At 61.7% G+C, this 10244-nt stretch carries 11 protein-coding genes, 1 pseudogene and 1 riboswitch; of the genes and pseudogenes, 5 read left to right on the top strand and 7 right to left on the bottom strand.

Annotated elements, in window-relative coordinates:
- Position 1 precedes the first annotated feature (1 nt).
- The gene (gcvT, locus tag I8N66_RS15490) at positions 2 to 1141 is read right to left on the bottom strand and encodes a glycine cleavage system aminomethyltransferase GcvT (protein WP_113540000.1); all 1140 of its coding nucleotides are present in this window, start codon (positions 1139 to 1141) and stop codon (positions 2 to 4) included.
- A 141-nt stretch (positions 1142 to 1282) separates the two neighbouring features.
- Positions 1283 to 1370, bottom strand: a riboswitch (glycine riboswitch).
- A 222-nt stretch (positions 1371 to 1592) separates the two neighbouring features.
- On the opposite strand from gcvT, the gene I8N66_RS15495 reads away from it, so the two are divergent.
- Together I8N66_RS15495 and I8N66_RS15500 are read left to right on the top strand one after the other, a co-directional pair.
- On the top strand, positions 1593 to 1982 hold the full coding sequence (locus tag I8N66_RS15495; protein ID WP_113539999.1) for a hypothetical protein: 390 nt from the start codon (positions 1593 to 1595) through the stop codon (positions 1980 to 1982).
- Positions 1983 to 2075: 93 nt separating this feature from the next.
- Positions 2076 to 3062 (top strand): DUF1775 domain-containing protein, encoded by a 987-nt coding sequence (locus I8N66_RS15500; protein WP_113539998.1) that lies wholly within the window; start codon positions 2076 to 2078, stop codon positions 3060 to 3062.
- Between the two features lie 22 nt (positions 3063 to 3084).
- Here the strand turns inward: I8N66_RS15500 and I8N66_RS15505 are convergent, their stop codons facing one another.
- The gene (locus tag I8N66_RS15505) at positions 3085 to 3441 is read right to left on the bottom strand and encodes a hypothetical protein (protein WP_291154941.1); all 357 of its coding nucleotides are present in this window, start codon (positions 3439 to 3441) and stop codon (positions 3085 to 3087) included.
- A 206-nt stretch (positions 3442 to 3647) separates the two neighbouring features.
- Here I8N66_RS15505 and I8N66_RS15510 point away from each other — a divergent pair, with 206 nt between their 5' ends.
- Positions 3648 to 4109, top strand: a complete 462-nt coding sequence (locus I8N66_RS15510; protein ID WP_291154943.1) for a nuclear transport factor 2 family protein — start codon at positions 3648 to 3650, stop codon at positions 4107 to 4109.
- Here the strand turns inward: I8N66_RS15510 and I8N66_RS15515 are convergent.
- Together I8N66_RS15515 and I8N66_RS15520 are read right to left on the bottom strand one after the other, a co-directional pair.
- Positions 4073 to 4387: a chaperone modulator CbpM gene (locus I8N66_RS15515; RefSeq protein WP_291154945.1), complete on the bottom strand. Its 315-nt coding sequence runs from the start codon at positions 4385 to 4387 to the stop codon at positions 4073 to 4075. The two genes, I8N66_RS15510 and I8N66_RS15515, sit on opposite strands and share 37 nt — an antisense overlap.
- Positions 4384 to 5304, bottom strand: coding sequence for a DnaJ C-terminal domain-containing protein (locus I8N66_RS15520; RefSeq protein ID WP_291154947.1), 921 nt, complete (start codon positions 5302 to 5304; stop codon positions 4384 to 4386). The genes I8N66_RS15515 and I8N66_RS15520 overlap by 4 nt, the downstream gene beginning before the upstream one ends.
- Before the next feature lie 265 nt (positions 5305 to 5569).
- On the opposite strand from I8N66_RS15520, the gene I8N66_RS15525 reads away from it, so the two are divergent.
- Positions 5570 to 5812 (top strand): hypothetical protein, encoded by a 243-nt coding sequence (locus I8N66_RS15525; protein WP_113539993.1) that lies wholly within the window; start codon positions 5570 to 5572, stop codon positions 5810 to 5812.
- A 217-nt stretch (positions 5813 to 6029) separates the two neighbouring features.
- The gene (locus I8N66_RS15530) at positions 6030 to 6155 is read left to right on the top strand and encodes a hypothetical protein (protein WP_291154950.1); all 126 of its coding nucleotides are present in this window, start codon (positions 6030 to 6032) and stop codon (positions 6153 to 6155) included.
- A 160-nt stretch (positions 6156 to 6315) separates the two neighbouring features.
- Here I8N66_RS15530 and I8N66_RS15535 read toward each other — a convergent pair whose 3' ends face one another.
- The 3 genes and pseudogenes from I8N66_RS15535 to I8N66_RS15545 all read right to left on the bottom strand — a co-directional run.
- Positions 6316 to 7989 carry an SbmA/BacA-like family transporter gene (locus I8N66_RS15535; RefSeq protein ID WP_291154952.1) on the bottom strand — a complete coding sequence of 558 codons (1674 nt, stop codon included), beginning with the start codon at positions 7987 to 7989 and terminating at the stop codon, positions 6316 to 6318.
- 25 nt (positions 7990 to 8014) lie between these two features.
- Positions 8015 to 9334, bottom strand: coding sequence for a glucoamylase family protein (locus tag I8N66_RS15540; RefSeq protein ID WP_291154954.1), 1320 nt, complete (start codon positions 9332 to 9334; stop codon positions 8015 to 8017).
- 125 nt (positions 9335 to 9459) lie between these two features.
- A pseudogene (locus tag I8N66_RS15545) lies at positions 9460 to 10244 on the bottom strand (phosphoketolase); the annotation flags it as partial.

The following is a 10244-nucleotide window of genomic DNA, read 5'->3' on the forward strand; positions in this document are numbered from 1 at the left end:
ATCAGCGTTTGTAGGTTTGTTTGACAAAGGGCAGGGCGGCGACGACGACAGGCAGGTACTTGCCGCGCACTTCCGCAAATAGGGTGGTGCCGTTTTCGATATGGCCGGCGTCGACGTAGCCCATGGCAACGGGACCATCGACGGAAGGACCGAAACCGCCCGACGTCACCTGGCCGACCGGGGTCTTGCCCTCGGCATCGGCGAACAGGTTTGCCCCACCGCGAACCGGTGCGCGTCCCTCGGGCTTCAGCCCGACGCGACGACGCGAAGCGCCATCGGCGAACTGGCCGAGGATACGGTCGGCACCGGGGAAACCGCCTTCACGGGCGCCACCGGCGCGGCGCGCCTTCTGCATGGCCCATTCGAGCCCGGCTTCGACCGGGGTCGTGCTGGTGTCGATATCGTTGCCATAGAGACAAAGTCCGGCTTCCAGACGCAGCGAATCGCGGGCGCCGAGGCCGATCGGCTTCACATCAGGATGCTCCAGCAGGCGCTGTGTCACATCGACGGCGGAGGCAACGGGAATGGAAATCTCGAAGCCGTCTTCGCCGGTGTAGCCCGAGCGCGCGATAATGCAGGTCACGTCGTGCAGGTCGGCTTCTGCAACGTCCATGAAGCGCATGGCGGAGACATCAGCCCAGAGCTCACCAAGCACGGCTTCGGCGTGCGGGCCCTGAAGCGCGATCAGCGCGCGATCGTCGAGCAGCGTGACCTCGCAGGTGTCGGAAAGGCCCTTTTTCAGAAGCTCGAAGTCGGCGTCCTTACAGGCGGCGTTGACGACGAGGAAGAGATGATCGCCGCGATTGGTGATCATCAGGTCGTCGAGGATTCCGCCTTCGGTATTGGTGAAGAGGCCGTAGCGCTGGCGTCCTTCAGCGAGGCCCAGCACGTCCACCGGCACCAGCTTTTCGAGCGCCAGAGCCGCGTCCTCGATCTTGCCGGACTTCGGCCGGACGATGACCTGGCCCATGTGCGAGACATCGAAGAGGCCAGCGGCGACACGCGTGTGCTGGTGTTCCTTCATCACGCCATCAGGGTACTGCACCGGCATATCGTAACCGGCAAAGGGCACCATGCGCGCGCCCAGCGAAAGGTGCAGCGCATGCAGCGGCGTATGTTTCAAATGAGGATTGTCTTCCAAATCCGGCCTCCAGGTCTGGCGCTCCCGCGCCGGCTCACACTTCCGGCGTCAATCGCCGTCGATTCGAGCCCCCTCTGTCCCTTTGCCTGAGATTGTTATCCCTTCGGCGAGCGTGAAAACGCTTCTCTCCAGAGTCCTACCGGCACCTTGCTGGTCCTTTGGCCTGAGAGTTTCCGGGGCGGTTGCTCCTTCGGCACCGGATTGAACCGGCTTCTCCCAACAAGATCGTCTCCAGATAACGGCGAAGGCGGGAGCTTGGCAAGAGGGCGGTGTCGCGCTGAAACACATTTTTGTCGCATGACCAAAAGACGCAGCCGACACCACTGCGGCAATTCTGCCTTTGCTTTCTTCTCCGGTTGAGGATAACCCAAAGCAGATACCAGAGCGGGGTGTGGAAAGGCATGTGCGTTTTCCGCCCGCGTGCCGCTCTAACCCACAAGAGTCGATCACGATGACAGGGCGCGAAGGCAGGTTCGGGATAGCGGTGCGGCTGATCGCCGTATTCGCGCTCGTGTTCCTGACTTTTGCCCACAAGCCGCTCGGCGCCAAGACGCTGACGCCGGCCGAGATCGCCGCCTATCAACTGCCTGACGGTTCGATCGCCGAAATCTGCTTCGGCATGGACGGTGTCGACCACCAAAGCGGCAAGGGCCAATCGATGGCCCCGGTCTGTGAAGCCTGCCGTCTCTCGGGCTCGGTCCTCCTGCCGGTTCCGCCAGTGGAGAGCGTGCGGGCCGAGGCGGGCACATGGCTCGTTTCTCCGCTCCTTGGAGAAAACGACGCTGCACATCAGCATCTGCGCCTGCTGCCGCCTTCTCGCGGGCCGCCCGTGCGTTCGTAATCCTCCTCTCGCATCCCATTCAATGCGCCGCCGTCAAGCGGCTTGGACCACCGAAACCGGGCAAAGTCCCGCGCGTGGTCAGGAGATTACGACATGACAAAGACCAGGATCGCTTCGCTTTCGCTCGGACTTACCCTTGCCGCAAGCGGCATTGCTCACGCGCACGCCACGTTCGAAAACGACACGGCGCCGGTTGAGAGCACCTTCAAGGCGGTGCTGCAGGTGCCGCATGGCTGCGACGGCAAGCCGACGACAGAAGTACAGATTAAGTTGCCGGAAGGGTTTGTCCTCGCCCAGCCGCAGCCGAAGCCCGGCTGGGAAATCGAAATCATCAAGGGCGACTACAAGAAGGCCTACGACAATCACGGCAAGCAGGTCACGTCCGGCCCGGTGGAAATCCGCTGGAAGGGCGGCAGCTTGCCGGACGAATACTACGACACCTTCGTCGTCCGCGGCAAAGTCTCGGGCTTCGACAAGGAGACGGTACTTGCCTTCCCGACCACGCAGCTTTGCGGAACCGAAGGCAAGGTCGTCTGGGACCAGGTTGCCGCCGAGGGTCAGAACGCGCATGACCTGAAGAGCCCGGCGCCGACCGTGACGGTCACGATGGCCGACGCCGAAGATCCGCATGCCGGTCATGGCGGACATATGGCGGGCGCCGACGGATCGGCGAAACTCGGCGACCTCGAGATCTCCGGCGGCTCGGTAAAGGCCATGCTGCCCGGCGCCAAGGTCGGTGGCGGCTTCCTGACCATCAAGAATGGCGGCTCAAGCGAAGATCGGCTCGTCGCCGTCGAAAGCCCTGCGGCCGCACGCGTCGAGATCCACGAGATGAAAATGGAAAACGACGTGATGAAGATGCGCAAGCTGGATGACGGCGTTGCGCTGCCGGCCGGAGAGACGATCGAGCTCAAGGCCGGCGGCCTGCATCTGATGTTCATGGACGTGAAGACGTCCTTCAAGGAAGGCGATGCCGTTCCCGTCACGCTCGTCTTCGAGAAGGCAGGCAAAGTCGATGCGGCGTTCCCGGTCGGCTCGGCCAAGGGCGGCGAGGCGACCGGCGGCCACAAGCATCATTGATCATGAGATTGCGACGGCCGCCTCAGGCGGCGTCGCTTTCACCCTGTTGGCCGGCCGGTTCATCCTGCCGGCCTTCGTTTTCCCGCTCCTCGGAACCATCGTCGTCATCGCGCATGAATTCGAGATAGCGGCGCAGGGCTTCGGCTTCCGAACGCTCCGGCAGGCGGCCGTCGGCACTTGCCAGCATAAAGGCGAGGGGCAGGGCGCCCCTGGTCTTGGGGACCGAGACCGGCGTCAGCGCGGGCTCCTCGGGCCGCCGGGTCGACAGCAAGGTGATCGCTTCATCGGTCGGGCCGTCACCACGCACGCGTGCAGACGGCTTCAGCGCTTCCGCTGCATATGCCGCTGTCGTCGCGGATACTGTGACGACCTGTGTCACGTCTTTCCTGCCTTGCCATTGTCAATCCATTCTTTTCGCTCAACTCCACTTGCAGGCGTGTAAAAACCGGCGCCTGCCTTTTAATAAAATCCTAACGGCGGCCGGATTGGCGGCGTTTGCGGCCAAAGACCAGGAACACAAAGCTGTACTTGCGATATCACTAAAGTGCGCGCACACTCGCCCAGATAGAAACGGGGAGGCTTCACATGACCGAGCGAAGCATACTGGAAACCCGGGTGCGGGCCCTCTACAGCGCCCGCGATGTCAACGACCTCGACACCATGATGGCGCAACTCGATCCCGAGTTCAGCTTCCGCATCGTCGGAAACGGCAGGCTCGGCACCATGACACTCGCGGTCAACACACCGGAGACGGTGCGCAGTAGCTTCGAGGCGCTCGTGCAGAACTGGGACCTGAGCGAGATGGAGATGGTCGGCGCTTACGCCGATGGCGACACCATCGTCGTCCACCGCGCCGGCGTCGTCTGCTTCGTTCCCTCGCAAACCCGCGAACGGACCGAGATCATCGACAAGTTCACGTTCCGTAACGGCCGGATCGTCGATCTGACAGAGTTCGTCGACACCTTGTTCGTTGCCGAGACGATCGGGCTGCTGGGCACGCGGGGTGTAGACTATTCGCCCTCGACTCTCGACAGAATGAGCCTTTGAACCTCCGGATCCTGGGATCGGATGGCGTTCATCAACACCGAGAGACGGCCACGCAGGCCGTGGATCTGGTCGAGTAGCCGCATGGCGACGTCGACGCCATCGTCGTTGACGCCCATCGGACCTGTCAGATCCTGGATCAGTCGGGCGCGGGCAAGGTCGGCCTCTTCGAACAGCCAGCCGGCCTCCACCTCCTGCGGCATCAGCCAGCGCTGTTCGACCCAGATGCGCAAGACCTTCACTTCGATATCGAGGTTTTCGCAGAATTCACGGTCGTTCATGCCTGGCCTCCCATGCCCTTGCGCGGATCTTCCGTCTTTCCGGCTGCCCAGGTTTCAACGAAGGCGGAAAGCGCCGGATCAGGGGTCTGCGGCAGCACGATCTTCAGGCTGACATAGGCGTCGCCATGGCCGCCGCCGGACTTGTGCAGACCCTTACCCTTCAATCGCAATGTCTTGCCGGTGTTGGTGTGCGGCGGGATCGTGACATTGACCGCGCCGTCGATCGTCGGAACCCGGATCTTGCCGCCGAGCACCGCTTCGCTGAGCGAGATCGGCACTTCATAACGAACGTCATCGCCATCGGCCGCAAACAGAGAATGGGCCCGGACGCGAATGTCGATCAGGGCATCCCCCGCCGGCGCGCCATTGAAGCCGGGCTCGCCCTTGCCGCGCAACCGCAGCGTCTGGCCGTCGCGCGTGCCGGGCGGGATGGTGAGATCGAGCGCCGGTCCGCCGCCTGGCAGGTTGATTTCGGTCCTGGTGCCGTTGGCCGCGTCGAGAAAGCCGATCTCCATCGAAAAATGCAGATCGCGGCCACGCCGGCGTTGCTGCTGGCCGCCGCCGCGACGGGAAAAGAAGCTCGAGAAGATATCGTCCGAATCCGCGAAGTCCGAGAAACCGTGGGCATTCTCGTAGCGTCCGGCCGTATCGCCGGAGGAGGCGTATTCGCGATAGTAGTGGCGGGGCGCAGTCTCTGCCCCCGTTTCGTCGATTTCGCCACGGTCGTATTTGCCGCGTTTCTCCTCGTCACTGAGGAGCGCGTAAGCCGCCGAAACCGCCTTGAAACGGTCCTCCGCCCCCTTGTCTCCTGGGTTCAGATCCGGGTGCAGCTTCTTGGCAAGCTTTCGATAGGCGCTCTGGATGTCCTTTTGTGTCGCTTCACGGCTAACGCCGAGCGTTTCGTATGGGCTCGTCATGGATCTCCCTCAGGCGGCAACGATCAAGGTCGGATCACGGGCGCCCTGCGTGCGCGATGGTCATGCGACTTCAATCACTCGCCTAAGAGCATAGGGCGGATTTCTGCGCGCGACAGGGGCAGCGCGCCATGCGTGACGCATTGTCGCCAACGCGCCACGCAACCACCGGCACCTTCGACCATTTCGCGCATTCGCGATCTCTGATACAATCAGCGACGAATTATGTTCGAGGCGCGATGTCGCCTTGGAGCCCGGGGAGGTCGAAATGTCCGTCCGCCTGCAACTCGCCATCATGGTCGGCCTGATGATCAATGCCATTCTGTTCGGGATCGGTATCGTGACGGTTCTCTCGGTCCCGGTGCTTGCCGACAACGCCAAGTATTCGATCCCGGCGCTGGTGGTCGCCTGCTTCGTCACGACGCCATTCGTCGCCTGGATCATGGCGCCGCGGCTTCGCCTCAGATATTGGCAGGAGCGGGAACAGGCAGACAAGCACCAGCCGATCTAGCCAGCGCACTCACCGATCATTGACCACGTTTCACATTCATCCATGAAATTACTGGGTGCGCGAGCCGCCAAACGGTCGCCGGCACAATTTACATCTTCAACGACCAAGCGTTTTGTTATACCACCGACTAGATGCCGCTTGTCCTGTGCGATAGTCCTCATATATCCACTAGTCTCAAAGACATAGCCGCTGTTAAGGCCCGAAAGGAACCGACTTCATGAGAACGATCGTATTGCTGCTCGCACTCGCTACCCTGACCGCTTGCTCGCAGACCGGCGGCGGTGGCACGCGCGTTGTTGGCGGTGACGGCGACTACTACCAGGGCATCGTTGCGCCCCGCTAAGGCGATCGTCTCCGCCGATCATTCGGCGGGTGCGGGCGCGCTTTCGCGACAGGGACGTGCTGTCCGGGGAGCCGCCACCGGGCTGGCCTCGAAACCGCAGGCGGTGAAGGTCAGATTCTACCGGGCCGCTCCACCGTTTAGAGCAACGGCTTGAGACCCATCATGATTGACGATGGGTCCATGTCCAGCGGCCATCCTCCTGGCAATCCAGTATGGCGTCATAGAGATCACGGGCATCGCTCTCTTCACCGTTGTTGATGCAGGTGATCGCATTCTCGGAGAGCAGGCTCAGCACTTTCCGGAACGTCTCGTGCCCAAGGGTTGCCTCGAGCCGGTCAACAAAGACATATCGCGGTCTCGCGAGAAGCACCTTGGCCACAGCCAGAAGCTGTTGCTGCCCCAGGGACATTTCCCGATCCAACTCCTTCTCCAGTGCGTGAGTGTCGCAGGCAAGGCTCTCGAGACCAATGCCGCGCACGACCTCAAGAATACGACTGTCGGGGATGTCGTCCGGTTTATCGCCGGGCAGAAGAACCTGCCGAAGCGAACCCGGCGGCAGGTAAGGTCGCTGCGGAAGAAACAACAGGTCGTTCGGGCGGGTGATCCGCCCGGTACCGGCGGTCGGAATTCCGGCGGTCGCCCTGAAGAGCGCTGCGCCTGCAGCCGCATGCGATCCCGATATCAGCACCGGCATTCCCTGCGGGATCGATATCGATAGGTCGTGCAGCAAGGCGTGGCCGCCAGTTGAACCCAGCGTCACGTGGTCGAAGACCAGATCGCCCTCCTTTTTGACCAGTTCGACGCCAGTCGCACCCCTTGTTCGGCTCTTCTCAATGGCTTCCAGCAGGGAACTCAGCCGGGACACCACCGCGGCGAAGTTCGAGATGGAGTTGAACTGCCGAACGATCAGAGAGAACGCGCCCACGAGCATCGCGAATGCCGCACCGGATTGCGTGATGACGCCGAACTCGATTTCCCCTCGCATGAAAGCGGGCGCAATGATCAGGTCCGGGATGATCTGTATCATCCAGTTATACCCGCTCGTGAAATAGGAGAGGTTCCGGTTGACAGCGGTGATGACGCGGATGTTGCCGACGAGGTCGTCGAGGCGGTGGATCAACCTTGTTCTTTGCTGCCCCTCGACGCCCGTCACCATCACCGACTCGGCGTTCTCGCGGACATGCATAAGGCTGGATCTAAAGCTCGCTTCCTTGTCGAGCCGTTCGTAATTCAGGCCGATGAGAGGGCGTCCCAGGACGATCGTCATGTACGAGCCGCAGGCGGCATAGAGCACGGCCACGACGAATAGCAGCGGGCTGATGGACCACAACACGCCGGAAAACGTCACCACCGTCAGCGTGCTGCTGAACAGCATGATGATGTAGGAGAGCGTCGTGACGGTGAACGCCTGGATGTCTTCGGATATTCGCTGGTCCGGATGGCTCAGCGTGCCCGAGACCTCCACGCGGTAATAGGTCTCATTCTCCAGATAGAGATCGACGGCGCGCCGGGTCATGAATTCGCGCCAGAGCAGCGCCAACCTTTCCTCGACAAAGCGTGCGATGACACCGGTAACGGTGAGGACGGCAAACACGCAGACATAAAACACGGCCTGCCGGATGAACTCGTCCATCTGGCGTTCGGCGATCGCGGTCATGAAATTGCGGCCGACGTAGTTGTTGACGACGTTGAGGCCGTTCAAGCCGAACAGCAGCGCCATCAGTCCGACGAACATCCACCTGGCCCTGCCACCGACTTCGGAGGTCAAGAGCATTCGAACAGCCCGTGCAAAGCGAAGTGCGGTTGTTCTGATCGGCACTGGCTGGCTGTCCATCAGAGTACCTTTGTTGATTTGGCCCTCAGAGCCAGCCGCCGGAGAAACCTGCTCGCCTCAACCCCACCACGATCGGCGCACACCCGCGCATGATGTTCCATAGCAAGCCGGTTCGGTAATTCTCGATCATCAGGACCACCGGGCCCTGGTCGATGCCGAAGTGATAGGGGCTGACCCACCAGCCGGATTCGCTTCCCTCGACGGGAAAGCTTCGGTTGAAGGAGGGCTTGAAGCCGTAAAGCTTGGTCATGCCGAGGTTCATGCGGGCGCAATTCCAGACTGTCGGGATCACGATCTCCGGGGCAAACGGCAGCGAGGCGACGACGGACCAAGGCGACACGGTACCATCGTCCGGGCCGAAGGGAGCGCCGCGGGCGAGGTAGTCGAAGAACTCTCGTTCGGTGCCGTTTACATTGCGCTTGGTCCAGCCCGGTCCGTCGCTCGCCGTGAAGCCCCAGCAATGCTCGCCGTAGCCGACAAAATTCAGCGGGTTGCGGATGGCATATTCCTGCTGGACGAAGGTGGCGTGCCGGCTGTTCTGGAAATAATCGCTGTTGTGTTCGCGCATGAATTCGTCGCGGATACCGCGGAAATCGATCCACATGTGCGAGAGCTGGTGGGTAAATAGCGGTCCCGAATAGAGCAATTCTCGACCGTAGAGGTTCCGCCAGTCGTAGCTCGCCGTATAGGCCGTATAGGCTTCCGGCGGTAGCGGATGGGTGGGCGAGCCGAGGCCGAGGATATAGAGCAGCAGGCCCTCGTCGTATCCACGCCAGCGATAGGGGATGAAGCCGTTTTCCGGCCGCCAGCCGTGGGTGAGCGTTAACCCGTGGTCGCAGGCCCAGTTCCAGTCGGCCCGTTCATAGAGTGCGTTTGCCACCCTGCGGATTTCGACTTCCTCGGCATCGTCGCCGTCGAAATAGGCGGCCACCGTCAGAGCACCGGCGAAAAGGAAGGCGGAGTCGATCGTCGACAGTTCGCACTCCCAAACGCGCCTGCCGGTTTCGATATCGAGGAAGTGATAGAAGAAGCCCTTGTGGCCGGAGGCGTCCGGCTCAGGACCTTGCGGGCATTGCAACAGAAACTGCAACCGTCGACGCGCGATCTTCGCGGCGAACTTGCGAATGACGATGCCGCGCTCGACAAGCACAGGGATCGTCGCGAGCGCCATTCCGATCGCCGCGATGCTTGCGGGCGCATCTTCCTGCGTCTTGTCGCGCACGAGCCCGTTGTCAGGGTTCGTGCAATGCAGATAGTAGAGCAGGGTGGTGAACTGCAGCCGCGCAAGATCCTGCTCGGTCGGCATCCGGTTCAGTTCGGGATCTGTCGACAACAATTCCGACATAGCCAGCCAGCTGCGATTGCGACGCGTGGTTCATTCATCCAACGTAGGCGAGACGCTCCCTCCGGAGCGACCCGCGAGCGATCAAGCGATCGGAGCAAGGTCGTCAATGCGGCAGCACGCAGGCCCTAGACATTGTCGCCTTCCGTTGACGTCGACGGTTTTGCCTGTTGCGCATCCTTGACGCCCCATTTCCAGCCGCTGATCGAGGGCATGTCGTCACCATGCTTCTCGATATACTCCCGATGCTCGATCAGCTTGGCCTGGATTGCCTGCTTAAAATAGGCAGCGCGCGCACCGAGTTGCGGCAGGCGGTCGATGACATCGCCGGCGAGGTGGAAGCGATCAAGCTCGTTCAGCACCACCATGTCGAACGGCGTCGTCGTCGTGCCTTCCTCCTTGTAGCCGCGGACATGCAGATTGTCGTGGTTGGTCCGGCGGTAGGTGAGGCGGTGGATCAGCCACGGATAGCCGTGGAAGGCGAAGATGATCGGTTTGTCGCGGGTGAAGATGCCATCGAAATCCCGATCGGAGAGACCATGGGGGTGCTCTTGGGCCGGCTGCAACTTCATCAGGTTGACGACGTTGACGACCCGGACCTTCACTTCCGGAAGATGCTCGCGCAGCAATTGGACTGCGGCCAGCGTTTCCAATGTCGGAACATCGCCGCAGCATGCCATCACGACGTCCGGCTCACTATTGGCATCGTTGCTCGCCCATTCCCAGATGCTGACGCCCATGCTGCAATGGCGCACGGCCTGTTCCATCGTCAGCCATTGCGGGCCTGGCTGCTTGCCGGCGACGACGACATTGACGTAGTTGCGGCTGCGCAGGCAGTGATCGGTAACGGACAGCAGCGTGTTGGCATCCGGCGGCAGATAGACACGCACGACTTCCGCCTTCTTGTTGACGA

The sequence above is a fragment of the Ensifer sp. SSB1 genome (assembly GCF_016652895.1).
Taxonomy (GTDB): domain Bacteria; phylum Pseudomonadota; class Alphaproteobacteria; order Rhizobiales; family Rhizobiaceae; genus Ensifer.